Origin of the sequence: Streptomyces sp. NPDC051315 (assembly GCF_044455165.1) — a bacterium.
GTDB lineage: Bacteria > Actinomycetota > Actinomycetes > Streptomycetales > Streptomycetaceae > Streptomyces.
The window spans coordinates 451,688-477,137 of record NZ_JBITEN010000002.1 but is presented as its reverse complement, the minus strand read 5'-3'; the positions used below and the strand labels follow the sequence as shown (position 1 = coordinate 477,137).

General features: G+C 73.4%; 17 protein-coding genes. 11 read left to right on the top strand and 6 right to left on the bottom strand.

Annotated elements, in window-relative coordinates; all coding sequences use genetic code 11:
- Nucleotides 1–47 precede the first annotated feature (47 nt).
- Together ACIBBD_RS05100 and ACIBBD_RS05095 are read right to left on the bottom strand one after the other, a co-directional pair.
- Nucleotides 48–2,342 (bottom strand): tetratricopeptide repeat protein, encoded by a 2,295-nt coding sequence (locus ACIBBD_RS05100; protein ID WP_399417900.1) that lies wholly within the window; start codon nucleotides 2,340–2,342, stop codon nucleotides 48–50.
- Complete coding sequence (locus ACIBBD_RS05095; RefSeq protein ID WP_399417899.1) at nucleotides 2,339–4,051, bottom strand: trypsin-like peptidase domain-containing protein; 1,713 nt, start codon at nucleotides 4,049–4,051, stop codon at nucleotides 2,339–2,341. Before ACIBBD_RS05095 ends, ACIBBD_RS05100 begins: the two co-directional genes overlap by 4 nt.
- An 85-nt stretch (nucleotides 4,052–4,136) precedes the next feature.
- Here ACIBBD_RS05095 and ACIBBD_RS05090 point away from each other — a divergent pair, with 85 nt between their 5' ends.
- The 4 genes from ACIBBD_RS05090 (at nucleotide 4,137) to ACIBBD_RS05075 (ending at nucleotide 9,693) form a co-directional block, all read left to right on the top strand.
- Nucleotides 4,137–4,478, top strand: a complete 342-nt coding sequence (locus tag ACIBBD_RS05090; protein ID WP_399418136.1) for a trypco2 family protein — start codon at nucleotides 4,137–4,139, stop codon at nucleotides 4,476–4,478.
- 264 nt (nucleotides 4,479–4,742) lie between these two features.
- Nucleotides 4,743–5,465, top strand: coding sequence for a class I SAM-dependent DNA methyltransferase (locus tag ACIBBD_RS05085; protein WP_399417898.1), 723 nt, complete (start codon nucleotides 4,743–4,745; stop codon nucleotides 5,463–5,465).
- Between the two features lie 325 nt (nucleotides 5,466–5,790).
- Nucleotides 5,791–8,598: an AAA family ATPase gene (locus ACIBBD_RS05080; protein ID WP_399417897.1), complete on the top strand. Its 2,808-nt coding sequence runs from the start codon at nucleotides 5,791–5,793 to the stop codon at nucleotides 8,596–8,598.
- A 177-nt stretch (nucleotides 8,599–8,775) separates the two neighbouring features.
- Nucleotides 8,776–9,693 carry a proline iminopeptidase-family hydrolase gene (locus ACIBBD_RS05075; protein WP_399417896.1) on the top strand — a complete coding sequence of 306 codons (918 nt, stop codon included), beginning with the start codon at nucleotides 8,776–8,778 and terminating at the stop codon, nucleotides 9,691–9,693.
- Nucleotides 9,694–9,801: 108 nt separating this feature from the next.
- Here ACIBBD_RS05075 and ACIBBD_RS05070 read toward each other — a convergent pair whose 3' ends face one another.
- The gene (locus ACIBBD_RS05070) at nucleotides 9,802–10,050 is read right to left on the bottom strand and encodes an acyl carrier protein (RefSeq protein WP_399417895.1); all 249 of its coding nucleotides are present in this window, start codon (nucleotides 10,048–10,050) and stop codon (nucleotides 9,802–9,804) included.
- Between the two features lie 192 nt (nucleotides 10,051–10,242).
- Here ACIBBD_RS05070 and ACIBBD_RS05065 point away from each other — a divergent pair, with 192 nt between their 5' ends.
- Genes ACIBBD_RS05065 through ACIBBD_RS05045 form a run of 5 tightly spaced genes read left to right on the top strand, consistent with a single transcriptional unit; the run spans nucleotide 10,243 to nucleotide 18,238 of the window.
- Nucleotides 10,243–11,790 (top strand): AMP-binding protein, encoded by a 1,548-nt coding sequence (locus ACIBBD_RS05065; RefSeq protein WP_399417894.1) that lies wholly within the window; start codon nucleotides 10,243–10,245, stop codon nucleotides 11,788–11,790.
- The gene (locus ACIBBD_RS05060; protein ID WP_399417893.1) at nucleotides 11,787–13,112 is read left to right on the top strand and encodes a type III PLP-dependent enzyme; all 1,326 of its coding nucleotides are present in this window, start codon (nucleotides 11,787–11,789) and stop codon (nucleotides 13,110–13,112) included. The genes ACIBBD_RS05065 and ACIBBD_RS05060 overlap by 4 nt, the downstream gene beginning before the upstream one ends.
- Nucleotides 13,109–13,618: a cobalamin B12-binding domain-containing protein gene (locus tag ACIBBD_RS05055; protein ID WP_399417892.1), complete on the top strand. Its 510-nt coding sequence runs from the start codon at nucleotides 13,109–13,111 to the stop codon at nucleotides 13,616–13,618. Before ACIBBD_RS05060 ends, ACIBBD_RS05055 begins: the two co-directional genes overlap by 4 nt.
- Nucleotides 13,619–13,644: 26 nt before the next feature.
- Nucleotides 13,645–15,036 carry a methylaspartate mutase gene (locus ACIBBD_RS05050; protein WP_399417891.1) on the top strand — a complete coding sequence of 464 codons (1,392 nt, stop codon included), beginning with the start codon at nucleotides 13,645–13,647 and terminating at the stop codon, nucleotides 15,034–15,036.
- Nucleotides 15,037–15,040: 4 nt separating this feature from the next.
- Nucleotides 15,041–18,238, top strand: a complete 3,198-nt coding sequence (locus tag ACIBBD_RS05045; protein ID WP_399417890.1) for an AfsR/SARP family transcriptional regulator — start codon at nucleotides 15,041–15,043, stop codon at nucleotides 18,236–18,238.
- A 213-nt stretch (nucleotides 18,239–18,451) separates the two neighbouring features.
- Here ACIBBD_RS05045 and ACIBBD_RS05040 read toward each other — a convergent pair whose 3' ends face one another.
- The 3 genes from ACIBBD_RS05040 to ACIBBD_RS05030 all read right to left on the bottom strand — a co-directional run bounded on the left by ACIBBD_RS05040 (nucleotide 18,452) and on the right by ACIBBD_RS05030 (nucleotide 22,284).
- Entirely contained in the window at nucleotides 18,452–20,017 is a 1,566-nt protein-coding gene (locus ACIBBD_RS05040) for an MFS transporter (protein WP_399417889.1), read from the bottom strand.
- Between the two features lie 114 nt (nucleotides 20,018–20,131).
- Nucleotides 20,132–21,004: a glucose-1-phosphate thymidylyltransferase RfbA gene (gene rfbA, locus ACIBBD_RS05035; protein WP_399417888.1), complete on the bottom strand. Its 873-nt coding sequence runs from the start codon at nucleotides 21,002–21,004 to the stop codon at nucleotides 20,132–20,134.
- Nucleotides 21,001–22,284: an activator-dependent family glycosyltransferase gene (locus ACIBBD_RS05030; protein ID WP_399417887.1), complete on the bottom strand. Its 1,284-nt coding sequence runs from the start codon at nucleotides 22,282–22,284 to the stop codon at nucleotides 21,001–21,003. The genes rfbA and ACIBBD_RS05030 overlap by 4 nt, the downstream gene beginning before the upstream one ends.
- 261 nt (nucleotides 22,285–22,545) lie before the next feature.
- Between ACIBBD_RS05030 and ACIBBD_RS05025 the strand changes: the two genes are divergently transcribed.
- Nucleotides 22,546–23,508 carry an ACP S-malonyltransferase gene (locus ACIBBD_RS05025; protein WP_399417886.1) on the top strand — a complete coding sequence of 321 codons (963 nt, stop codon included), beginning with the start codon at nucleotides 22,546–22,548 and terminating at the stop codon, nucleotides 23,506–23,508.
- A 22-nt stretch (nucleotides 23,509–23,530) separates the two neighbouring features.
- Nucleotides 23,531–25,087, top strand: coding sequence for an AMP-binding protein (locus ACIBBD_RS05020; RefSeq protein WP_399417885.1), 1,557 nt, complete (start codon nucleotides 23,531–23,533; stop codon nucleotides 25,085–25,087).
- Nucleotides 25,088–25,450: the final 363 nt, after the last annotated feature.

The following is a 25,450-nucleotide window of genomic DNA, read 5'->3' as shown; positions in this document are numbered from 1 at the left end:
CGGCCCGTTCCCGGCCCGCCGGTGTCCCACCCGCGGGCCCCGCACCCTCACGTCGTCCGCCGCCACCCCCGGAACAGGTCCCGCAGACCGGCCGCCTCGGGGAGCACCGCGTAGGCCCGGTCGAGCAGGTCGCTGCGCTCGCCGGCGCCGCCCGCCTGGTCCGCGAGCCCCTTCAGCGAGCGGGACAGCAGACTGCTCAGTGCCCGGGGCGTGTCCGACTGCCCGAACAGCTCACCGGCCGGGAATCCGGGCCCCCACCCGGTGCGCGGACGGCAGTGGAACGCGTTCTCCCGGACCTCGGTGACCAGCCGGTCCCACGCCCTGCCGCCCACCAGGTGCCGCGCGGTCTCCCTGAGCAGCGCCAGCCGCCGGTCCGCGTCGGCCAGTTGGGCCGGCGTGGGTCCGGCACCGGGCAGTGGACCGGTGAGCACCCGGATCGCCGCGATGCGCGCGGCGTCGTGGTGGCGCGAGGTCGTCGGCACCTCGTCGAGTACGGCGACGGCGTGCGCCCGGTCTCCCCGGCGCAGGTGGAGCCGGGCGAGCCCGAAGGCCGCGCTGCCCTGGGTCCTGTCCCGCCGCCAGACGGCCTCGTAGTACGCCCCGGTCTGCCGCTCCCCGGCGGAGAGGTACTCCGCGCAGTAGCCGAGGGCCAGCTTCGGCGCCGACTCCCCGGGCAGGGCGGCGTAGGTGGCGGCGAACTCGCCCTCCGCCTCCCGCACCTGACCCGCCACCAGCCACACCAGGCCCTGGTGCCAGAAGATCCGCCAGTCGTACTCGCGGCTCTGCTCCCGGGCGGTGCCCAGCCACCGGTCGGCCTCGCCCCTGTTCCCGGCACCGAGGTGGGCACGGCACAGCCACAGCGCGGTCTCGACCGTGCGCAGCGCGGGGTCCCGTTCGGCCTGCTCCGCGATGCGCACGGGGTCGCCGGAGACGAGACCGCCGAGGAGCACGGCGGCGCCGTCGTGGGGGTCGGGGATCGGGACGGGCAGGGCACGGGCCGTCTCCCGGGGATCCGGGGCCCCGATGGGCAGGTGCGGGACCCCGGGGCCGGAACGCCCGGTCCAGTGGTCCAGGTCCGGCACCGTGCCGAGAGCCGAGCCGAACACCGCCGCCGTCGGCTCGAACCGGGTGGAGCGCTCCGGGTAGGGCTCGTGTCCGCCGAGGGCCTGGTGCTCGCGCAGCACCTCCCACAGTTGGCGGGACATCTCGGCCGCGGAGGTGAAGCGGGCCGCCGGCTCCGCGTGGGTGGCGCGTCTGATCAGCGCGTCGAAGGAGCGGGCGGCGAGCCCGGCGGCCGGTTCGGCGCGGGCGGCGAGGGCCTCCAGGGTCCGGCCGACGGTGAACAGGTCGGTGTCGACGTGGAAGCCGCGCCGGTCGCGTTCCTTCTTCGGCGGCGCGTAGCCCGACGTGTAGACGAGGGCGGAGGAGCGGTCGTCGGTCCGGCGGATGGCTCCCAGGTCGATGACCTTGATGTCGCGCCCGTAGTGGATGACGTTGTCGGGCTTCATGTCGCAGTACAGCAGGCCCTGGCCGTGCAGGTACTCCAGGGCGCCGAGGATCTTGCAGCCGTAGGTGATCACGTGGCCGATGCCGAAGGAGCCGCCGAACAGCCGCGCCAGTTCCCCGTCGGAGGCGCGCCGGATCCAGGCGAGCGAGCGGCCGCCGACGTACTCCATCACGATGTACCCGGTGGGTACGGTGTCCCCGGGCGCCTGGTGCTGCACATACGTGACGATGCGCACGATGTCGCGGTGGTGGAGCGTGGTGAGCGAGCGGCGCTCCTCGACGGCCGACCGCCGGGCGAGGGCGTCATCGGTGTTGATCAGTCCCTTGAGGACGACGTGCAGGTCGGGCACCCGGGTGTCCTCCGCCAGGTACACCCAGCCGAGTCCGCCCGCCGCGAGGCAGCCGAGCACCCGGTAGTGGCCGCCGACCCGGTCCCCGGGGCGCAGTTGGGGCCGGAAGGAGTACTCCCGGCCGCACTGCGGACAGAAGCCGTGGTCGAGGGCGGGGCCTCCGACGTGGGTGACGCCGATGGTGCCGGTGCAGTTGTCGACTCCGCAGCGCCGGCCCCCGGTGGGCGGGGCGGCGGTGGTGCTCGCGGCCTCCGACGGATCCGGGGAGGGGATGTCCGGGAGGATCAGCAGGCCGTCGTTGTCGAGCGTGCCGGCGGCCGGGGCGGCCGGCCGGCGCGGGGTCTCGGGCTCGGCGGTGGGGCGCGCCGGTGCCGTCCGGACCTCGTCGGGGGCCCTGCGGTGGCAGGTGTCGCAGAAGCCGGTCACCATGATGTGGCCGCCGCCCGGGCAGTCGGGTCTCGGGCACGGCGTCGGCGAGGACGTCATGACGCGGAGGCACCTCCCCGCCCCTGTCTCTCCGCGTCCCGCCCGTCGACGCGGCGGGTGTAGGCGTCGACCGCGGCCTCGGCGGCCCGCACGTCGCACGGCCTGGCCCGCAGCAGCTCGTACGCGCGGAGATGGAGGGCGTCCAACGTCAGGTCCTCCTCCTTGCCCCGTAGGGAGTTCTGGTGCAGCAGGTGGTAGCTGCGCAGCCTGCCCTCCAGTTCGTCGCGCCGGTCACGGAGCCCGTCGAGGGTGGCGACAACCCTGGTCATCCGGTCGGCCACCCGTTCGGCGAGCCGCTCGTACCGTGCCAGGTCCGGGCTCGGGCCGCCGTCACCGGCGGCGTCCCGCGCGCGGTTCAGGTCCGCCAGCGCGGCGTGGGCCCGCATCAGGTCCGCGTCGGCGGGGCGGGTGTCCTCGGCCCGTACGGCGGCCATGCGCCGGTACAGGGCCCCGGCGAGCGGTCCGGTGATCTTCTCCAGCCGCTCGACGAGGCGTGCGCGGCGTTCCCGCTCGGGCCTGACCACGAGTTCGTACCGGGCGCGGCGGTAGGAGGCGTCCGCGGTGCGGAAGACCAGCAGCAGGCGGTTGCCCTTGGCGCGCAGCGTGTCCAGGAGGTCCAGGAGGGCGGGTGGGTCGGCGGCCTCGTCGACACCGACGACGACCAGGGTCAGGGTGACGTCGGCCGCCCTGACCCGCTCGGCCACCGGCTCGGCCGGGTGCTGCCACAGCCCCATGCGCTCGGCGACGCGCTCGGCGATCTCGGTGGAGGTGAGCCCGGTGGCGTCCACGGCGAGGTCGTGGCCTCCGGCCGACGGGACGGTACCGGGTGGGTCGAGGGAGGCGCGGTCGACGGACGCCGCGGTGCGCAACTCCCGGTCGGCCAGGGTGATGGCGCGGCGCAGCGTGGCGTCCCGCACGGCGTCGCCGGGCGGGACGAGGCTGATCTCGACCTGGTGCCGGTCGTCCTGGAGCCAGTCGGCGAGGCGCTGGGCGAACGGCTCGTCGAGCAGGGCCTCCGCCGCGTCGTCCCCCGTGGACCGGAGCCGGTCGTCGACGGCAGTCCTTCCGCGGGTCCACCGGGCGACCTGGGGGAGGTGCCGGACGATGGTCTCGGCCGGGCTCATGAAGGAGAACAGGTTCCCGTGCCGGTCCTCGAGGCCGCTGAGGACCATGCCGATCACCTTGCCGGTCAGGGTGTCCACCACGCCCGAGCCGCTGCAGCCCGGGCTGGCGCGCTCGCCCGGGCTCGTCGGGCTCAGCTGCACCTGCCCGTCACGTCCGCAGCCGCCGACGATGGTGGCCCGGAACCAGATGCCGCCGTTGTGGTCGTAAGGGAAGCCGTACATCCGCACCGCGCGGTTCGGCGCGGAGAGCCGGTGGAGCAGGACCGTTTCGTCCGTGGGTCTGGGGTGTTCGAGCCGCAGCAGTGCCACATCGCCGCTGGGATCGCCGTCGGCGTCCCGGGTGTTCGGCACGTACGCGTCCCCGTCGACCCATGCCGCCACCGAGGGGACCGCGAGGCCGCGCGCGCCGACGAACTCCGCGGTGACCCGCGTTCCCCGGCCCACCACATGGGCACAGGTGAGAACCCGGTCGGGGCTCAGCAGAATGCCGGCGCCCGCGATCTCCCCGTCCGCCCGCCGGATGCGCACCGCCCAGCAAGGCGTCTCCGTCGACGAACCAGCATGGATCCCCCCGTCGGCCGCCATAGCACGACTATACGGGCGCCGGGTCCTGCCGCATACTGGGGCGACAACGGATCAACGAGCTTGCGGGGGTCGCGAGTTGACGGATGTGCCGGGGTTCGTGGGGTTGGCCGAGGTGATACGCCAGATCCGGGGCGAGCTGGAGCAGGCCCGGGAGGAGGCGCGGGGCCGCTCCCTGGGCTTCACCGTGGAGAACGTGAACCTGACGTTCACGGTCCAGGTGCACCGCTCCGGCACCGGCCGCGGTGGGGTGCGCATCGGTGTGGTGACGGCCGAACTCGACGGCACGGTCGACCGCCAGACCACCCATCAGGTCCAGGTCGACCTGAGGCCGGAGGTGACGGGAGGCGGACGGGTCATGGTCGGCCGGGGCGAGCCGCCACCCGAGTCTCCTCCGCAGGAGGAGCCTCCCGGCACGGGCCGCCCGTAGGAGTTCCCGGGCATCGCACTCGAAGACGGACAACGGATGTCGTGAAGATCGAATGTGACCGCGGACCGCGGTATTCCGTATTCCACCATCATGATCCGAAGAGTAAGTGCGACAATGTGACAAGTTCTGGTCCCCGTGATATCGTGCGGCCCTGGTGAAACGACCGGCTGGTGGCATGTCAGTTGCGCTTCGGGGGAAACCGGCGATAACGGCCGGTCGGCGTGCGGGCTCCTCCGTACTCTCAGTGAGACAGGGTGAGCGAGCTTGTACGACGACCAGTTCGCCGAAGTGTACGACCGTGTTTATTGCGCCTTATACGACTACGCCGAGCACGCCGAGCTGATCGGTGATCTGGCCCGGCGTCATGTAAGCGATCCCGTGACCCTGCTGGACGTGGGCTGCGGCACCGGAGAACATCTGCGGTACCTCGCCAAGCAATTCTCGGTGACCGGCGTCGACCTGTCCGGGTCCATGGTCCGGGTCGCCCGCCGGAAACTCGGGAACGTCGCCGTTCACCAGGCCGACATGCGGAAGTTCGACCTCGGCCGCACCTTTGACGTCGTCTGTTCGATGTACAGCTCGATCGGATATCTGGGCGGTCCGGAGGAATTACGGGCCGCGATATCGCGCATGGCCGCCCATGTCGCCCCGGGTGGCGTTCTCATCGTCGAACCGTGGATCCTCCGCGAGCGGTGGAACGGCGGCGTCCTGGCCCACGCCACCGTGGAGCACGAGGGCGTGACCATCTCCAGGATGGGGCACTGGCGCACCGAGGGCGCCCGCTCCCAGGTGGACATGCACTACCTGGTCTCCGAGCCGGACGGCGTACGCCACTTCGTCGACCACCAGGATCTTGCCCTGTACTCCCTGGAGGAGTACAAGAACGCCTTCGCCCTGGCGGGCTTCCAGGCCTCGCTGCTGCCGGCGGGCCGAGCCGACCGGGGCGTCTTCGTGGCCGTCGCCCGGACCGGGGAGGAGGGCCGCTGACGGCCCTCCCCGCTCACGACGTCCCGAGCCCGCCGTCGGGCCGCCCGGTGGGGTAAGGCCCGCCCGCCGGCGGCCGCACCGGCGATCACCGCCGGTATTCATCCCGATCTTCCTTTGCGAAACCTTGACGAATCGCTTGCGATTGGTGGAGCATCACGGCGTGGCGGTGCCGCCTGTCAGGGGAGGTGTTATCGGCAGGCCGCCACCGAGGATTAACACGTGCGAAACATCGAGTAGTTCGAGTAACCGGGTAGTTTGACCGCCGGGGCGAGAAGCGCCATAGGCAGGGGAATCTCGGCGGCAACTGGGGGAACACGGGAGAAGGATGTTAGTCGAACGTGCACGCGTACTTTCCGAACTAAGAGAACTCATACGGGGTGTCAATAACGGCCGGGGGAGCGTCGCCGTTATCACCGGGCCCGTCGCGGTAGGGAAAACCGAGCTGACGCATTCGCTGGCCGAGATAGCCCGGGAGGGCAGTCTGAAGGTTATGCGGGCGCACATGTATATGCCCGGCAGTCAGGGGGCCCGGGCACTGTTCGACCAGCTCGCGGATGGACTGCGGCGAGAACTGCAGGGGAGCGACGGGGCGTTCGCCGATGAAAATTCGGGCACTGCCGAAGACGCCTTTCCGGTTTCCGTGAGGCGCACCGGGAGAAGCCCCGTACGGGCCGCCGAGGAGATCGTCCGCCACTCCGACCGGCTCCCGCTCCTCATCGTGATCGACGATCTGCACCACGCCGATCCCGATTCCCTCGACGGCATCCTTCACCTGGTCCGGATCTGCCGTACCGCCCGCATCATGCTGGTGCTCGCGGCCTCCGACTGCTCCTACGAACAGATGCCGCTCTTCCACGCCGAGTTGCTGCGCGCCCCGCACTGCCGCCGGATCCGCCTGCGGCCGCTGTCCCGCACCGGTGTCGCCGAGGTGGTGGCGGGCAGTCTGGGGTCCGACGTGGCCGAGCGCAACGCCGCCGACTACTACCGCTACAGCGGCGGCAATCCGCTGGCGCTGCGGGCCCTCATAGAGGAGTGGTCCTCCACCCGTTTCACCGACGACGACGGCCCCGAGAGCACCGGGACCGGCATGCCCACACCCGGCAGGGTCTCGGCGCTGGCGGTCTTCACCTCGCTCCACCGCAGCGGTCCGCAGGCCATGGCCGTGGCCCGCGGCATCGCCCTGCTGGGCCCGGCCGCCGGCCTCGACCTGCTGTGCCAGCTGCTCATGCGCGAACCGGAGGACGTCACCCGGCACCTGCGGGACCTGGAGGCGGCCGGCGTGCTCAACGGATTCCGTTTCCGCCACCCGGGGGTCGCCCACGTCGTCCTCGCGGACCCGGAGTTCGAGCGGATCCGGGAACTGCACCACCGGGCGGCCGCCCTGCTGGAGGCGGACGGCCACAGCTCGCTCCAGGTGGCCCGCCACCTCGTCGCGGCCGACACCGTCGCCGAATCCTGGACCACCGCGGTGCTGCGTGAGTCGGCCCGGGAGGCGGCCGGCCAGTACGACTGGGAGTTCGCCCTCAAGTGCCTCCAGCTGGCGCTGCGCGGTCTGCTCTCCGACGAGGAGAGGGGCCTCGTCGTCAGCGAGTTCCTGCGCGTCGGATGGCGGCTCAACCCCGCCCGTGTCACCAAGTACTTCCAGGAGTGCTTCGAGCTCCAGCAGAAGGGCCACGTCCCCGACCACGAGACGCTCACCCTGCTGAGGATCTTCCTCTGGCACGGACACGTCGAGGACGCGGTGACCATGCTGCTGGACGTGGCCGACCGGTGCGCCGACGGCCCGCTCCGCACCGAGATCCAGAACTTCCTGGACTGGGCCCGGCTGAGCCACCCGGGCCTGCTCGACCGGATCCGCCGGGCCGACGAGCGGATGCTGGACCGGCTCCTGGAGACCTCCTCGGCCTCGCTCCGCCCGCTCACCGCCCTGTCCCGCGCGCTGTGCGAGACGGGCCACGCCAACGTCCCGGCCACCGCGGAGGAGGTGCTGGCCGACCGGCGGCTCACCGGCGACACCGCAGGATCGGTTCTGCAGGCCTTGCTCTACGCCGGCGAACTCGGCGCCGCCGAGCGCTGGGCCACCCGGGCCGTCCAGGACGCCGAGCGGCTCGTCTGCCCGCTGTCGCACGGCATGCACCAGGCGGTCTGCGCCGAGATCGCCCGTCGGCGCGGCGACCTCCCGGGCGCCCAGCAACTGGCCGAGAGAGCCCTCAGGCACATGGCGCCCCGCGCCTGGGGAGTCGCCCTCGCCCTGCCCCTGAGCGTCCTCGTCGCCGTGCACACCGCCCGGGGCGACACCGAACGCGCCGAGGAGTACCTGTCCTGGAGCCTGCACCCGGAGACGTACCAGACGTTCTACGGCCTGCAGTACCTCCACGCCCGGGGCCGCCACCGCCTGGCCCTCGGCCAGTACACCGCCGCCCAGCGCGACTTCAGGGCCTGCGAGGAACGCGTCCGTTCCTGGGGGCTGGCCCAGCCGGTGCTCGCCCTCTGGCGGCTGGGCCAGGCCGAGGCCGCCCTCGCCCTGGGCGACCGCGGCGAGGCCCGCCGCATGACCGAGAGCGAGCTGAACCAGGCCCGCGGCCGGCACCCCCACCTGCGCGGCGCGCATCTGCGCGTGTACGCGCGGCTGGTGGACCGCAGCCGCCGGCGCGCCGTGCTCACCGACGCGGCCGAGCTGGTCTCGGGCGGACGCGACAGGTACCAGCACTTCCTGGTGCTGACCGACCTCAGCCGCGCCCACCAGGAGGCCGACGACACCGCGAGAGCCCGCGCCACGGGGCAGCAGGCCTGGCACACCGCGGTGCGCTGCGGCGCCGAACGCCTGGCCCGAACCCTGCTCCCGGAGAGCGCCATCACCACGGTCGAGGAGACGACGGTCGTCCCCGACCAGCGGCTGAACACCGCCATGCTCAGCGAGGCGGAGCTCCGGGTGGCGGAACTGGCCGCGGCCGGCGAGACCAACCGGGAGATCTCCGGGAAGCTGTTCATCACCGTCAGCACCGTGGAGCAGCACCTCACCCGCGTCTACCGCAAGCTCCGTGTCTCCGGGCGCGCGGACCTGCGCTCCTGCCTCGCCGCGGAATCGGCGGTCGGCGCGGGGGTGGCCGAGCACTGCGCGCCGGGAGGCTGACGGGGCGCGCCCGGGGGGAACGCCCTCGGTGGTAGGGGGCCGGGGACCCGGTTAGGGGTTGGCCACCGCGGGGGCGGTGCGTAGCGTCCCAGGTGCCCCGGGGACGGGACCGGCGCCGTCCCGGACCGCGGTCCGTCTCCCGCCCGGCCCAGCCGCCCACTGCAGAGGTGATCGCCCATGGCAACCGCTCCCCGCCTCGCCGCCCCCAGTGCCAAGGGGGTGCTGTCCTTCGGTGAGTGGCACACCTGGTACCGGGTGACCGGTGACCTCCGCAACGGCCGCCCGCCCCTGGTGGTGGTCCACGGCGGGCCCGGGTCCACCCACGACTACCTGCTGCGGATCGCCGAACTGGCCGAGGACGGCTGGCCCGTCGTCCACTACGACCAGCTCGGCAACGGCGGCTCCACCCACCTGCCGGACCGGGGCGCGGACTTCTGGACCGTGCGGCTCTTCCGGGACGAACTCGCCAATCTCCTGGAGGGCCTCGGCATCGCCGACGACTACGTGCTCTTCGGCCACTCCTGGGGCGGGCTGCTGGCCGCCCGGCACGCCGCGGAGCGCCCCACCGGGCTCCGCGGCCTGGTGATCGCCGACTCCCCGGCCTCCTACCCGTTGTGGTTGGAGGAGATGAAGGTGCTGCGGGCGCAGCTCCCGCCGGGCGTCGATGACACCCTGCGGCGCCACGAGGCGGCCGGCACCACCGACAGCGAGGAGTACCGGGAGGCGGTCAAGGTCTTCTACGCCCGCCATGTGTGCCGGCTGCGGCCGTGGCCGAGGGAGTTCATGGCCTCGTTCTACGAGATCTCCAACGACCCCACCGTCTACTACACCATGAACGGCCCCAACGAGTTCCACGTCATCGGGACCCTGAAGGACTGGTCGGTGGTGGAACACTGCCCCGACATCGCGGTGCCCACCCTCCTCATATCGGGCCGCCACGACGAGGCCACCCCGGTCACGGTGCGGCCCTACGCAGAACACATTCCGGACGTCCGCTGGGAATTGTTCGAGGAGTCCAGCCACCAGCCCCATCTGGAAGAACCGGAACGTTTTCGGACCGTACTCGGGGAATTCCTCTGGAGCCTTTCTGAATAACCGGCACGGAAGCCGGGTCACCACCGTCGTACCACCAGGACGCGGCAGACGACGACCGGGCCGGAGCCCCCGAGGGCTCCGGCCCGGTCGTCGTGCGCGGACCCCGGTTCAGGCGGCCGAGGCGTCCCGCCCGAGCAGCGTCAGCCACAGCCGCTCCGGCGTGGCGAACGTCTCCAGGGTCAATGCGTCGTCCACGAACCGCAGGTCATAGGCGTGTTCCAAGTCGCTCAGCAACTCCACCGTGCCCAGCGAGTCCAGGCCCAGGTCCCGCAGCGCGGTGTTCGCGGTCAACTCCTCCTCATGACCGAGGAACGGCAGATGGCGACGCACGATCGCTTCGAACTTCTCGTCCCACATGGTTTGCTCCGCATCCGAACCGAGAATTGTCTTCCCCCCCATCGCAGTCCCCACCGTCCGCGGTGGCAACCCTTATCACCGCCCTCAGGGGTCGGCTAGGGGTGTTTCGGCCGCCGTGCCGTCCCTACTGTGCCGGAAGAACCGGAAAACACAATGCGGTGCGGACACGCGCGAAAGCGAAGCGGAGAGACCATGACGGAACTCGCGGTTTCAGAGGCCGCCACCGAATTCCCGGTGAACGGGCCGCTCCTGGTGCACGAACTGCTGGACGAGGCCGCGCGTGCCGTGCCCGACGGCGCCGCGGTCCGCGACGCGGCCGGCGGATGGACGTACCGGGAACTCCACCGGACGAGCCGCGCGTTCGGCGCCTGGCTCGACGCGCGGGGGCTGCGCCCCGGCGACCGCCTGGTGGTGCAGGCACCCAGCCGCCGGGACCTGGTCGCCCTGTTCTACGGCGCGGTCTCCCGCGGAGTGGTCTTCGTTCCGCTCAACCCCGGCATGAAGCCCTTCCACCTCCAGTCCGTGCTGGGCAACGCCGAGCCGGCCCTCGTCATCGTGTCGGGCCCGACCGCGCCGCGGCTGCGGGAACTGTCGCCCGTACCGGTCCACGAACTCGCCGACATCTGGCCCGCCGTGACCGAGCTCGCCGAGCGCGAGGCCGGCGCCCCGCCGGTCACCGTGCGCCCCGACGACATCGCCGTCCTGGTGTACACCTCCGGCTCCACCGCCGTCCCCAAGGCCGTGATCTGCCCGCACGCGCAGATCACCTTCGCCTCCCGGGCCATCGTGGACGTCCTCGGATACCGCGCCGACGACGTGGTCTTCTGCCGCTTCCCCCTCTCGTGGGACTACGGGCTCTACAAGGTGCTGCTGACCTGCCTGGGCCGCGGCGAACTGGTCCTCGCCGACGAGGAGGCGGACCTGACCCTGCTCGCCCGGATGCGGGAGACCGGCGCCACCGTGGTGCCCGTCGTCCCGTCCCTGGCCCAGATGATCGTCTCCCTGGCCCGGCGCGACCCCGACCGGCTGCCGCCGGTGCGGATGTTCACCAACACCGGCGCCGCCCTGCCGCCCGCGACCATCCGGGCCCTGCGGGACCTGTTCCCCGGCGTCCGGGTGGTGCGCCAGTTCGGCCAGACCGAGTGCAAGCGGGTCTCCGTCATGCCGCCCCCGGAGGACCGGGACCGGCCCGACTCGGTCGGGCTGCCGCTGCCCGGCACCCGCGTCCTGATCCTGGACGAGGAGGGCAACGAACTGCCCAGCGGCCACACCGGCGAGATCGTCGTCACCGGACCGCACGTGATGCCGGGCTACTGGCGCGATCCCGAACAGACCGCGCGCTCCTTCCGCCCCGACCCGCGCACCGGCCGACTGCGCCTGCACACCGGCGACTACGGCAGCCTCGACGACGACGGGTACCTGTACTTCGAGGGCCGCCGTGACGACATGTTCAAGCGCAAGGGCATCCGGATGAGCACCGTCGAGATCGAGGCGGCGGCCATGGACGTCCCCGGCGTGCGGGCCGCGGCCGTCGTGCCGCCGGCCGACGGCGCCGACCTCGCCCTCGTGGTGGAGGCCGACGACCTGGAGCCGCACGCCGTGCTGCGCGCCCTGGCGGGCAGACTGGAGGCCGCCAAGGTGCCCGCCCTGTGCAGGGTGGTGGCGCGCATGCCCCTCACCGGCCACGGCAAGAACGCCCGCCACGAACTGGCCGCCCTGGTCCGGGAGGGCGCCCGGTGACCGGCACGGCATCCGGCCTCCGCACCGAACTGGCCGAACGCTTCGGCACCCCGCTCTACCTCTACGACCTCGACGAGGCCACCGCCGCCCGCACCGAGCTGCTGACCGCCCTGCCCGAAGGGGCCGTGCTGTTCTACGCGCTCAAGGCCAACCCGCACCCCGACGTGGCCCGCGCCCTGCGCGGCGACGACGGCAGATGCCGGGCCGAGATCAGCTCCAGCGGCGAACTCCACGCCGCCCTGGAAGCCGGCTTCGACCCCGCCCACTGCCTCTACACGGGACCCGGCAAGACCGCCGCCGAGATCGGCCACGCCCTCGACCTCGGGGTGCGCACCTTCTCCACCGACTCGGTCAGCGACGTACGCCGGGTCGGCCGGGCCGCCACCGAGCGAGGACTGACCGCCGGGTGTCTCCTGCGGGTCAACGCCGTCAACACCGCCGCGGGCGGCGCCACCACCGGCATCCGGATGACCGGACGGCCCAGCCAGTTCGGCTTCGACGCCGAGGACCTGCCCGCCGCACTGCCCGAGCTGCGCCGGATCGAGGGCGCCTGGCCGGTCGGACTGCACTTCTTCCCGCTCAGCAACGCCGAGGACGAGGCCAACCTCATCGGCGAGTTCCGGCACACCGTGGCCGCCGCCGCCCGGATCACCGAGAACCTCGGCCTGCCGCTGGAGCTGCTGGACCTCGGCGGCGGCTTCGCCGCTCCCTACGGGGTGCCCGGCCCGCGCGACAGCTACCCCGACCTGCGCGGGGAGCTGGAGGCCATGCTGGACACCCACCTTCCGGGCTGGCGTACCGGCGGCCCCGCGATCGCCTTCGAGTCCGGCCGCTACCTCACCGCCTGCGCCGGCACCCTGCTGCTCGGCGTCACCAACGTCAAGACCGGACGCGGCCGCACCCATGTCATCCTCGACGGCGGCATCAACGTCTTCGGCGGCATGTCCGGCCTGGGCCGGCTCCTGCCCACCCACGTCGAGCCCGTCGCCACCACGGCACCCGGCGACGCCCCCACGGTGACCGCCAGCCTGGTCGGCCCGCTGTGCACCCCCGGCGACATGCTCAGCCGTGACCTGCCCGGACCCGGACTGCGCCCCGGCGACGTCATCACGGTCCCCAACACCGGCGCCTACGGCCCCACGGCCAGCCTGCTGGCGTTCCTCGGCCGCCCCGCGCCCGCCGAAGTCGCCCTGCGCGACGGGGAGATCGTCTCCGCCACCCGCATCGACTACCGGCGGGTGCCCCTCGGACCCGACGACACCCCGGCCACCCCGATCACCCCGGCCACCGCGCGCCGGCCCGCCCCGGAGCCCGCCCCGTGAACCACCTCCCCAGCGTCCGGCCCGGCACCGGGGACGACCGCCCCCTCGACACCGCGGGCACGGTCATCGTCTCCACCGTGGCGTCCGACTCCCACACCTGGAACCTGGTCTTCCTCCAGCTGCTCCTGGAGGAGGCGGGCTACCGGGTGATCAACCTCGGCCCCTGCGTGCCCGAGGAGCTCCTGCTGGCGGAGTGCCTGCGCCACGACCCCGCCCTGGTGGTGGTGAGCAGCGTCAACGGCCACGGGCACGCCGACGGGCTGCGGCTGGCCCGCACCCTGCGGGCCCGCCCCGAACTCGCCACCGTCCCCCTGGTCATCGGCGGCAAGCTCGGTGTCTCCGCCTCCCCAGCGGAACGCGGCCGTCAGGCGGCGGCCCTGCTGGGGGCCGGCTTCGACGCCGTCTTCGACGACGGCCAGGAGGAGGACCTGCGCCGCTACCTGGACTCGGCCCGGCCCGCGCCCGCCCTCACGGGCGTCCGGTCCGGAGCCCCGGGCACACCGTGAACCCCGGCGGCCGGCCCGCGCCCCGCTTGGGCCCGCCGCCCATCCCGGCCGCGGGCCCGGCCGGGGACGTCGCGGACGCCGGGGACTTCGGAAGCTTCGTACGGCGGGCGGGCGGCGCCGGACGCCTGGTCGTCCAGCCCCGCATGGGGTTCGACGACCCCCGCCGGATGCGCGCCGGGCTGGCCGCCACCAAGGCCGCCCGCGCGGTCACCGTCGGCACCGTGACCCTGGACAGCTACACCCGGCTCGGCGAGACGAGCGCCCTGGCCGACGCCCTGGCCCACGGCCGGGAACTCAACGGCTACCCGATCACCGCGCACGCCCCGGACGTCACCGCCCGGATGCTGGCCGGCATCCGCGACCGCGCCTTCCCGGTTCAGGTCCGGCACGGCTCCGCCGTCCCGCAGCGCATCTTCGCCGCCCTGATCGACCAGCGCATCGACGCCACCGAGGGCGGCCCCGTCTCCTACTGCCTGCCGTACGGCCGCACCCCGCTGGCCGAGTCGGTGCGCAACTGGACCGAGGGCGTACGCCGTTTCGCCGCCCTGCGCGAACGGGGCACCGAGCCCCACCTGGAGACCTTCGGCGGGTGCCTGCTCGGCCAGCTGTGTCCGCCGAGCCTGCTGGTCGCGGTCTCGGTGCTGGAGGCGCTGTTCTTCCACCGGCACGGGGTGCGCGACGTCTCGGTCAGCTACGCCCAGCAGACCCACCCGGGACAGGACCGGGAGGCGGTGGCGGCGCTGCGGCGGCTCTGCGCCGAACTGCTGCCCACCCCCACGTGGCACGTGGTGGTCTACGCCTACATGGGGCTGTACCCGGTCACCGAGCGCGGCGCCTACGGCCTGCTGGCCGACGCCGCCGCGCTGGCCGTGCACACCGGCGCCGAGCGGCTGATCGTCAAGACCGTCGCGGAGTCCCGCCGCATCCCCACCATCGACGAGAACGTCGCCGCCCTGGAGGCGGCGGCCCGCTCCGCGCGGACCGCCGCCCGCGCGGCCGCACCGCCCACCCCGCGGGAGACGGCCACCGCGGACAGCGAGACCTACCAGGAGGCCGCGGCCCTGGTGCACGCCGTGCTCGACCTCGACCCCGACCCCGGCGCCGGCCTGGTCAAGGCGTTCGCGCGCGGCTACCTCGACGTCCCCTGGTGCCTGCACCCCGACAACCGGGGCCGCACCCGCAGCTACATAGACGGCGACGGCAGGCTCCGCTGGGCCGACACCGGCTCACTCCCGCTCGGCCGCACCACCGCCCGCACGGCTCCCGCGCGCCGCATCGGCTCCGCCGACCTCCACGCCGACCTGCTCCATGTGCAGCGTCGCTACGACACCCTCGGCGGCCACGACCCCGCCCTCGGGGAAACGGCGTCCCCGGAGATCACCCGTGCGCCTAACAGGCCGTCACTGGGCAATAATTGACGCCATGTGGTTCGGGGTCCTGGGCGAGTTCGTGGTGCGGCGCGACGACGGGAGCTCGGTGGCCGTCCGCGGCCCTCGCGCCCGGTCCCTGCTCGTCCTCCTCGCCCTGGAAGCCGGCCGGGTGGTCACCGTCGACGCCCTCATCGAGGGCCTGTACGGCGACAAGCCGCCCGGCGACGCCCTCAACGCCCTGCAGTCACAGGTGTCCCGGCTCCGCCGCGACCTGCGGGGAGCCGCCCCGCACGAACTCGTCGAGTCCCACCCCGTCGGCTACCGCCTGGCCGTCGACCCCGACAGCGTGGACGCCCGCCGCTTCGAGCGCCTGGCCGCCGAGGGCCGTCGGCAGCTCGCCGCCGGCGACCACGCCGCGGCGGCGGCCACCCTCCGCCAGGCCCTCGACCTCTGGCAGGGCCCGGTCCCCGTGGAACTCGGGGAGGCCCCCACCGCCCGCGCCCGCGCCGACCGCCTGGAGGAACTGCGGCTGGCCGCCGTCGAGGACCGCGCCGAGGCCGAACTCGCCCTCGGCGGCCACCGCGAGCTCGTCACCGAACTCCAGCAGCTCGTCGCAGCCCACCCGCTGCGCGAACGGCCCCGCGGCCAGCTGATGCGGGCACTGTACGGCTGCGGTCGCCGCGCCGACGCCCTGGCCGTCTACGAGGACGCCCGCCGTATCCTCGCCGAGGAGCTGGGCAACGACCCCTCCGAGGAACTGGCCGCCGTCCACCTGGCCGTGCTCCGCGGCGACCTCTCCCTCACCACCGTCGCCGCACCCGCTCCCTCCGAGCCCGCCACCGTCGCGCGCACCGGACCACCCGCCCAGCTCACCAGCTTCGTCGGCCGCCGTGACGAACTCGAACGGGTCTCCCGGCTCCTCGGTCCCCTGGACCGCGGCGGCGGCGCCCGCCTGGTCACCGTCGTCGGCTCCGGCGGCTCCGGGAAGACCCGCCTCGCCATCGAGGCCGCCGGCCGAGACCCCGGCGATGTCGCCTTCGCCGACCTCGGTGGCCTGCGCGACGGCGGCGACCTGCCCCGGCAGGTGCTGAACGCGCTCGGCGTGCGGGAAGGCGTGCTCCACGCCGGCGGCCGTCAGGGCCAGCCCCCGGACACGGTCGAACGCCTGGTCGCCGCCCTGTCCGACACCGAGATCCTGCTGGTCCTCGACAACTGCGAGCACATGGTGGAGGAGGCGGCCCGCCTCGTCTTCCGCCTGCTCAGCTCCTGCCCCCGGGTCCGGGTCCTCGCCACCAGCCGCGAGGCGCTGGGCATCACCGGAGAGGTCCTCTGTCCCGTACCACCGCTCGCCGCCCCGCCCGAGGGGGTCAGCGCGGCCGAGGCACTGGAGTACCCGGCGGTGCGGCTCTTCGCCGACCGCGCCATGGCCGTACGGCCCGACTTCTCCGTCGACGCCGCCACCGTCGTCCCCGTCGTGCGGGTCTGCCGTGCCCTGGACGGACTGCCCCTGGCTGTCGAACTCGCGGCGGCGCGGCTGCGCTCCCTGCCCGTGGACGAGGTCGCCGCCCGCCTCGACGACCGGTTCAGGCTGCTCAGCCAGGGCAGCCGCACCGCGTCGCCCCGCCACCAGACCCTGCGTGCCGTGGTCGGCTGGAGCTGGGACCTGCTGGAGGACGACGAACAGCGGCTCGCCCGCCGGCTCACCGTCTTCGCCGGCGGCTTCACCCTCGGCGCCGCCGGCCGGGTCTGCGAACTGTCCGACGCGGAGGCCGTGGAGCGGCTCACCGGCCTCGCCGACAAGTCCCTCATCGAGGGCGACGGCGGCCGCTACCGGATGCTCGGCACCGTCCGTGCCTTCTGCGCCGAACGGCTGGCCCAGGCAGGTGAGGAGGAGCGCGTCCACCGCCGGCACACGGAGTACTTCCTGGACCTGGCCCGCACCGCCGAGCCGTACCTGCGCAGCGCCGACCAGCTCGACTGGCTCTCCCGGCTGGCCGCCGAGCACGCCAACCTCCAGGCGGCCCTGCACTGGGCGGTCCGCGCCGACCAGGACACCGCCCTGCGGCTCATCGCGGCCCTGTCCTCCTACTGGTGGCTGCGTGGCCTGCGCGGCCACGGCGCCGCGGCGGCCGCCGAGCTGCTGCGCACGGTCGGCAGCGCGCCGCCGGAGGGACTGGAGGAGGAGTACGTGCTGTGCGTGCTCAACGCGGCAGCCGCCGGCAGCGGCGGCGCGGCCGGCGGCTTCACCCTCCAGCCGTACTGGCAGCGGGCCGAGGAGATCATGGTGGAGCTGGAGTGGCCGCCGCGTCACCCCTTCCTGACCGTGCTGTGGGGCATGGGCACCGGCACGCCCCGTCCGGCCGCCCTCGCCGGCGGTGCCCAGCGCTCCGACCCCTGGTCCGACGCGCTGATCCGGCTCGGCCGGGGGCACATGGCCCTGTTCGGTGGTGACGTGGCCGAGGCCGAACGGCAGTTCGAGGACTCACTGACCGGCTTCCGGTCCACCGGGGACCGCTGGGGCACGGCACTGTGCCTCGCCGAGCTGGCCATGCTGGCCGGCTGGCGCGGGGACGGGCGGCGCTCCATGGCCCTGTACGACGAGGCGCTGGAGTCGGCCGGGCAGCTCGGCGCCGTGGAGGACCTGGCCGACCTGCTGTGCCGCAAGGGTGACGGGCTGGTCCGGGCCGGGGACTTCGCCGCCGCCCGCACCGCCTACGAACGGGCGGCGCGCACCGCCCGGGAGGCCGGGGCGCCCACCCGGCCGGCCGCCGTGGAATGGGGACTGGGCGAGATAGCCCGGCTCAGCGGTGACCTCACCGAGGCGCGTCGGCTGGTGGAGGCGGCCCTCGCGGGCTGTGCCACCGGATGGTTCGCGGTGGAGGAGCTGCGGGCCAGGGTGTTCGTGGCGCTGGGCCGGATCGCCGAGGCCGAGGACGACACGGCCCGGGCCAGGGAGTGGCACCAGCGGGCGCTGGACGTGATGATCGGCGGCCGGAATCTCGCGGGCGCGGCCGGGGTCGTGGAGGCGCTGGCCGGCGTGGTGCTGCTGGAGGGCGACACGGAACAAGCCGCGCTGCTGCTGGGGTTGGGTGCCGGACTGCGCGGCATCTCCCTGGACCAGGACCCGGATGTGGCGCGGACCGTACGCCGGGCGCGGGAGCTGCTGCCGCCGGACACCTACCGGAAGGCGTACGACCGCGGCCGCACCATGACCGCGGAAGAGGCCCTCACCTTCCTCGGCCGCGCCTGAGGAAGCGGGGACGGACCCGCTCGGGCCGGGGGGCCCGGCGTGCCGCGAGGACGCGGTTCGCGCGGGACCGGCCCGAGGGGGGAGGTGCCGCCGCCGTCGGAACGGGGGATGGCCGCGACGGCGGCACCCGTTGCGGGCCGCCGCCCGTGACAGGGATACGGGAGAAGCGGCACCGCGGTCCGGCGCCCCCGTCGGAGCGCCGGAGCCGGAGGGTCAGTGGGCCGTGGGAAGGGGCTCGGCCGGCTCGTCGCCCGGCTCCTGCTCCTCGATGACCTTGGGGACGTTGCGCAGAGTCACCAGCGAGGCGACGGCGACCAGGGCCATCACACCGGCGGCGACCAGCGCGGAGAGGTGGAAGGCGTCCACGAACGCGTGCCGCGCGGCCTCGACGACCCCGGCGGCGAGGTCGGCCGGCAGTGTGGCCGCCACCTGCATGGCGGAGGCGATGGAGTCCTCGATCACGGGCACGGCCGAGGCCGGCACTCCGTCGGGCAGGTCGAGGCCGTTGGTGTAGGCCGAGTTCAGCGCACTGCCGAGCACCGCGATGCCCAGCGCGCCGCCCACCTCCATCGCCGTCTCGGAGATCGCCGCCCCCGAACCGGCCCGCTCCTTGGGCACGGTGGCGAGCACCGTGTCGCCGGTGACCGCGAACGCCATGCCGAAGCCGACACCCACCGGCACCATCGCCACCACCAGCATGAGGTAGTCGGACTCCATGCCCGCCGTGGTGTACAGGGCGAGACCGATCGCGCCCAGCCCCAGCCCCAGACCCACGGTCCTCCCGCGGCCGATCGCCGAGATCAGCGGCGCGGCCAGCGCGCCACCGCCCACCGCGGACGCCGCCGCGCCGGGCAGCCCCGCCAGGCCCGCCTTCAACGGTGACCATCCCAGGACGAGTTGGAAGTACTGGGAGAAGATCAGCGACTGCGCCACCATGGCGAACATCGCGAAGAGGTTCGCGCAGACCGCCCCGGTGAACGCGGCCCTGCGGAACAGCCGCACGTCGATCAGCGGATGCGTCAGCCGCGTCTGCCGTACCAGGAACACGGCCAGCGCCGCACCCCCCGCCAGCGCGGTCAGCCACACCCTCGGCTGGCCGACACCGCCGTGCGCGGCCTCCTTCACCGCGTACACCAGACCGATGACACCGCCGGTGGACAGCACCACGCTCAGCCAGTCCAGCCGGCCCGGACGCGGGTTGCGGGACTCCGGCAGCACCAGCAGGGCCGCGATGAACAGCACCACCAGGATCGGGATGTTGATCAGGAAGACCGAGCCCCACCAGAAGCTGTTCAGCAGCGCCCCGCCGATGATCGGCCCCAGCACGAAACCGGAGGCCGACATCCCGCTCCACAGCCCGATCGCCGCGGTCCGCTCCTTGGGGTCGGTGAACACGTTCCGCAGGATCGACAAGGTGGACGGCATGATGGTCGCGCCGGCCGCTCCCAGCAGCGTCCGCGCCACGATCAGGACCTCGGCGTTCGGCGCGTACGCGGTCAGCAACGAGGCCCCGGCGAACGCGACCGTGCCGATCAGCAGCAGTTTCTTGCGGCCGATCCGGTCACCGACCGACCCCATGGTGATGAGCAGACCCGCCAGGACGAACCCGTAGATGTCCGCGATCCACAGGATCTGGGTAGCCGAGGGGTCGAGATCGCCGATCAGCTTCGGGATGGCGAGATGCAGGACGGTCAGGTCCACGGTCAGCAGGACCACGGCCGCGCAGGCGATGGCCAGGACGAGGCCCTTGTGGACGCGTCCGTTGACTGGAGTGTGCATGCTCCGAGTCTGGGCGGCCCCGCTTACCGCCCGAGCACCGCGCGCTTACCGGCCGCGCACCGCCCGGCGGGCGGGCGGTGCGCGGAGTCACGGCAGGCCGGCACGGCCGTACGGCTACGCCAACTCGGCCGCGATGGCCCGGACGTACGCCCCGTACGCCGAGGACGGCAGACGCGCGCCGAGCCGCTCGCACGCCTCCGCGTCGATGAAGCCCATGCGCAGCGCCACCTCCTCCACACAGGCGATCCGCACGCCCTGACGCTGCTCCAGCACGGACACGTACTGGCCGGCGGCGAGCAGCGAGGACGGCGTGCCGGCGTCCAGCCACGCGAAACCCCGGCCGAGATCGACCAGCTTGGCCTTGCCGCGCCGCAGGTAGTGCAGGTTCACGTCGGTGATCTCGAGTTCGCCGCGCGGCGAGGGCCGCAGGTTCTTGGCGATGTCGACCACGTCGTTGTCGTAGAGGTACAGCCCCACGATGGCCCGGTTGGAGCGCGGCCGGGCCGGCTTCTCCTCGATGGAGACCAGCCGGCCCTCCGCGTCCGTGACACCGACCCCGTACCGCTCCGGGTCCTCCACCGGGTAGCCGAACAGCACACACCCGTCGAGGGCGCGGGCGGCCCGCTGGAGGATGTCGTAGAAGTTGTTGCCGTGGAAGACGTTGTCCCCCAGGACCAGCGCCACCTGCTCGCCGCCGATGTTGTCCGCGGCCAGGATGAACGCCTCGGCCAGACCGCCGGGCACCGGCTGCTCCACGTAGTCGAGCTGGAGCCCCAGATGGGACCCGTCGCCCAGCAGACGCCGGATCTGCGGCAGGTCATGGGGTGTGGAGATGATCGTGATCTCCCGGATGTCGGCCAGCATCAGCACCGACAGCGGGTAGTAGATCATCGGCTTGTCGTTGACCGGCAGCAGTTGTTTGGACACGGCGAGCGTCAGCGGCTGGAGCCGGGAGCCGTGTCCGCCCGCCAGCAGGATGCCCTTCATGCCCGCTCGGCCGCCAGCCGTTCCAGCTCGGGCACGATGTCGCGCGGCGCCGGCGCGGACAGCAGCTCCTTGCTCAGCCGCTCGGCGCTGTCGGCGAAGGAGGGCTCCCTCAGCACCCGTTCCACCGCGGCCTGCAGGGTGTCGGCCCGGAAGTCGCGGGGCTCGATCATCAGTCCCGCGCCCTGCGCCTCCACCGCGAGCGCGGTGGCCCGCTCGTCCCACAGCCAGCCCGGCACGATCACCTGGGGCACGCCGTGCCGCAGCGCGTTCTGCAGGGTGCCCATGCCGCCGTGGTGGATGATGGCCGAGCAGGTCGGCAACAGCTCGTTCAGCGGCACGAAGTCCACCAGCCGCACGTTCTCGGGCAGCGCGGTCCCGGACAGCGACTCGGCCACCGCGGAGCCGACCGTGGCGACCAGTTCCACGTCCATCTCGGCCGCCGCCGCCAGCAGGTCGCCGATCGGGAAGCCCTCGTTGTACGCCTCGGGCAGGGTCAGGCCGAGGGTGAGCACCACCCGCGGCCGCTCGGGCCGCTCGTGCGTCACCCAGTCCGGCACCACCGACGGCCCGTTGTACGGCACCGGGCGCACCGGGATGCGGTCCAGCCCGGCGTGGATCCGCAGGAACGACGGCAGCGGGTCGACGGTGCGCTGACCGACCACCAGCTCCTCGTCGAACCGGCCGTCCCCCTCCGGGTCGCAGCCCAGTCCGGCCAGCCGGCCGGTGATCCAGTCCCGCAGCACGTCCACCCGGGCCTCCTCGGGCTGCTCCGCGGCCAGGCGCAGGAACAGCTCCCGCATCCGGGCCCAGTGGTCGGTGCCGAACAGCAGCCGCGCGTGCGCGGCGCCGCAGGCCCGGGCGGCGACCGGGCCGACGTAGCTCATCGCGTCCCACAGCACCAGGTCCGGCCGCCACCGGCGGGCGAACCGGGTCAGGTCGGTGAGCATCTCCGTGTTGGTGGACAGCTCCGCGATGTGCGCGTAGGCGGCCAGCGTGTCCCGGACGTACTCCCAGGTCAGCTTGGCGGGGTCGGTCTCGGCGATGTTGAAGCCGCTGCCGTAGCCGGCCTCCGCCGACTCCGGGGCCTGCTGCGACTGTTCCATCAGGTGCAGCGCCTGGCCCACCGGAACGGCGGTCAGCCCGGCGCGGGTGATGGCGGGCACGAGGTCCGGCTGGCTGGCCACCCGCACCTCGTGCCCGGCGCTGCGCAGCGCCCAGGCGATGGGCACCGTGTTGTAGAAGTGCGAATCGAGCGCGAGTGTCGTGATGAGGACACGCATGTGACATCTCCCTGGTGAACGGAATGCCGGGTGCGGCGAGTCCGGGCTCGGCGCCGGCTCATTCCCATCTCCGATCAGCGGGGAGCGCACCACACGGCTTCCCTCATGTGCGCAGACACCGTATTTCCGGCCGCCCGGGCCGCCCAACCCCTAGCGTCCGGGGTCCGCCCCTAAGGACCGCCAAGGGTCCGTAGGGGTTTTTCCGGCCAACGGGTGTTCCCTACTTTTGACGCCTGCGGCATGAACGGAAGGCGGATGGCCATGCAGATGGATTCGCGCACGGAATCGTCGTCCCGCTCCGCGCTCGTCTTCCCCGGCATGGGGGCGATGTCCTTTGCGGACGTGGGCAGATTCATGGTGGCCAACCCGTACGCCCGCCGGTTGGTCGCCATCGCCGAAGAGGTTCTCGGCTATTCGCTGATCGACGGTTACCGGAAATCCGAGCACGACTACAGCGAAGCGGCCCAGGTGGCGTTCCTCGTCAACTGCCTGGCGCTGGCCGAATGGGCGGAGGCCGAACTCGGCATCAGCCCCGAGATCTGTGCCGGGCCCAGTTTCGGCGGCAAGACGGCCGCGGCCCACACCGGCTGTCTGCCGTTCTCCGACGCGGTGCTGATGACCGCCCGGCTGGCCGCCTGCCAGGACGACTACTTCGCCCGGCACCACACGGACGTGGTCACCCACTCCTTCGTCCGCACCCCCGAGCACCAGCTCCGGGAGATGCTGGGCGAACTCGACGCACGCGGCGAGTGGTACGAGATCTCCTGCTACGTCGACCACGACCTGTACATGGTGTCGCTGCGCGAGAGCAGCCTCGAATGGTTCAGGAAGCGGGTGCGCTCCCTCGGCGGGCTCTCCCTCTACACCATGCGCCCGCCGCTGCACTCGGCCCTCTTCGCCGACCTGCGCCGCAGGGCCGAGGACGAGGTGCTGGGCAAGCTGCCCTTCACCGACCCGCGGCTGCCCGTCGTCTCCGACCACGACGGCACCCTGCTGACCACCGGTGACCAGATCCGCACCCTTCTGCTCGACGGCATCGTCCGCCCCATGCGCTGGCCGGAGGTGGTGGCCGCACTGCGCCGCCAGCGGGTGACGACGGTGTACGTCGCCGGACCGGACAACCTGTTCGGCCGGGTCGCCTGCACCACCGACTCCTTCGAGGTGGTGCGCGTCAATCCACGGCTGGCCCTCCAGCCCCGCAGTCGGCCCCACGCCGGGGCGTGACGAACCGTCCGAGGAGCACCCCATGTCCGAGGCGTACGGCGGCGCCCTGCACGCGCGGTTCCTGCGCGGACTCGCCCTGGCCCCCGAGCGGACCGCGGTGCGCGGTCCCGGCTGGGCCCTGACCTACCGGCACCTGCACGAGCGGGCACTGACCTGGGCCGGCTCCCTGCTGCGCGCCACCGACGGCGACGGCCGGGGCGGGCCGGGCACGGTCGCCGTGCTGGCGGCCAAGGGCCCGGACGCGTACACCGGCGTGCTGGCGGGCCTCAGCGCCGGAATGACCGTGGTGCCGATGAGCACCGGCTTCCCCGCCCCCCGCGTCCGGCAGATGCTCGACGCGGCCCACGTGACCGCCGTCGTCGCCGACGGCCCCGGACGGGCCCTGCTGGCCGACGCCGTCGAACCGGGCGGCCCCGCCCTGCCGGTGCTCGCCGCCGACGGCGGCACCGTCCGGGCCGATGCCGCGCACGCGCTCACCGCTCCCCGCCCGGCCCGCGTCGAGGACACCGCCTACATCCTGTTCACCTCGGGCTCCACCGGCCGTCCCAAGGGCGTGCGGATCACGCACGGCGCCACCGACCACTACTTCCAGGTGCTGGACGCCCGTTACCCCTTCACCCCCGACGACGTCTTCTCCCAGACGTTCGACCTGAACTTCGACTGCGCCCTGTTCGACCTCTTCTGCGCGTGGGGCGCCGGAGCCACGGCTCAGCAGATCCCCGCGACCGCCTACCGCGACCTGCCGGGTTTCGCCGCATCGAGCGGACTCACCGTGTGGTTCTCCACGCCCAGCGCGGTCTCCCTGGTGCGCCGCACCGGCGGGCTGGGGGAGGGGGCACTGCCCGGGCTGCGCTGGAGTTTCTTCGCGGGTGAGGCGTTCACCTGCCGGGACGCCGAGGACTGGCACCGGGCGGCGCCGCACTCGTACGTGGAGAACCTCTACGGGCCCACCGAGCTGACCGTCACCGTGACCGGCCACCGCTGGTCACCGCAGGACCCGCCGGACCGGGCCGTCAACGGGTTCGTGCCCATCGGCACCGTCCACAAGGGACACGACTGGCTCCTGCTCGGCGACGACGGCGAGCCCGTTCCCGACGAGGGCGAACTCGTCGTCACGGGGCCGCAGATGACCGCCGGCTACCTCGACCCGGCCGACGAACGGGGCCGCTTCCTCCAGCGCGACGGCCGCCGCTGGTACCGCACCGGCGACCGGGTGCGCCGGATCGGCGACGGCGTGCTGGCGTACGTGGACCGTCTCGACGCCCAGGTCCAGGTACAGGGCTGGCGGGTCGAGCCCGCCGAGATCGACCAGCGGCTGAGGGAACTCGCCGGCGTACAGGACGCGGTCACCGTCGCGGTCCCGGGGCCGGACGGCCAGACCGCGCTGGTCGCCTTCTACACCGGTGAGCGGCAGCCCCCGGCCGCGCTGGTGCGCGGGCTCCGCGCCCACCTGCCGGATCGCATGATCCCGCGCCGCTTCGAGCACGTGTCCGCGTTCCCCCTCAACCCCAACCGCAAGACCGACCGCAAGGCCCTGCGCGCCACCGCGACCGGACTGCTCGGCGCCGCCTCGTCCTGAACGACGGTCATGACCGCGCCGGCCGGGCGGCCGACCCGGTACGCGGCCGGGACTGCGTGACCGGTCGCGCTCACTCGTGACCCGCGGCGGGCCAGGGATCGGGGAGCGCGCGGTGGCCAGGCGGCCCGCGGGGACGACGGCGTGCCGCACACGCGGACGTCCTCCGGCCCGCCACCACAACGGGCCCACGGCGGGGCGAACCGGACCGTGCCGAGGCACTGCCGTCCGTGTTTCTTCCGCGCCCCCACGCTCCGCACGGCCGCCGGGGGGGGGGGGGGGGGGGGGGGGGCCCCGCGGCGCCCGCCGCGGCCCCCCCCCCCCCGGGGGGGGGGGGGCGGGGCCGGGGGGGGGGGGGGGCGCGCC

Bases quoted from the DNA above. Each gene is read 5' to 3' on its own strand.
- ACIBBD_RS05045 (WP_399417890.1), top strand. From the start codon at position 15,041: ATGTGGTTCGGGGTCCTGGGCGAGTTCGTGGTGCGGCGCGACGACGGG.
- ACIBBD_RS05100 (WP_399417900.1), bottom strand. From the start codon at position 2,342: ATGACGTCCTCGCCGACGCCGTGCCCGAGACCCGACTGCCCGGGCGGC.
- ACIBBD_RS05095 (WP_399417899.1), bottom strand. From the start codon at position 4,051: ATGGCGGCCGACGGGGGGATCCATGCTGGTTCGTCGACGGAGACGCCT.
- ACIBBD_RS05070 (WP_399417895.1), bottom strand. From the start codon at position 10,050: ATGTGGGACGAGAAGTTCGAAGCGATCGTGCGTCGCCATCTGCCGTTC.
- ACIBBD_RS05020 (WP_399417885.1), top strand. From the start codon at position 23,531: ATGTCCGAGGCGTACGGCGGCGCCCTGCACGCGCGGTTCCTGCGCGGA.
- ACIBBD_RS05065 (WP_399417894.1), top strand. From the start codon at position 10,243: ATGACGGAACTCGCGGTTTCAGAGGCCGCCACCGAATTCCCGGTGAAC.
- rfbA (WP_399417888.1), bottom strand. From the start codon at position 21,004: ATGAAGGGCATCCTGCTGGCGGGCGGACACGGCTCCCGGCTCCAGCCG.
- ACIBBD_RS05075 (WP_399417896.1), top strand. From the start codon at position 8,776: ATGGCAACCGCTCCCCGCCTCGCCGCCCCCAGTGCCAAGGGGGTGCTG.
- ACIBBD_RS05040 (WP_399417889.1), bottom strand. From the start codon at position 20,017: ATGCACACTCCAGTCAACGGACGCGTCCACAAGGGCCTCGTCCTGGCC.
- ACIBBD_RS05080 (WP_399417897.1), top strand. From the start codon at position 5,791: ATGTTAGTCGAACGTGCACGCGTACTTTCCGAACTAAGAGAACTCATA.
- ACIBBD_RS05030 (WP_399417887.1), bottom strand. From the start codon at position 22,284: ATGCGTGTCCTCATCACGACACTCGCGCTCGATTCGCACTTCTACAAC.
- ACIBBD_RS05025 (WP_399417886.1), top strand. From the start codon at position 22,546: ATGCAGATGGATTCGCGCACGGAATCGTCGTCCCGCTCCGCGCTCGTC.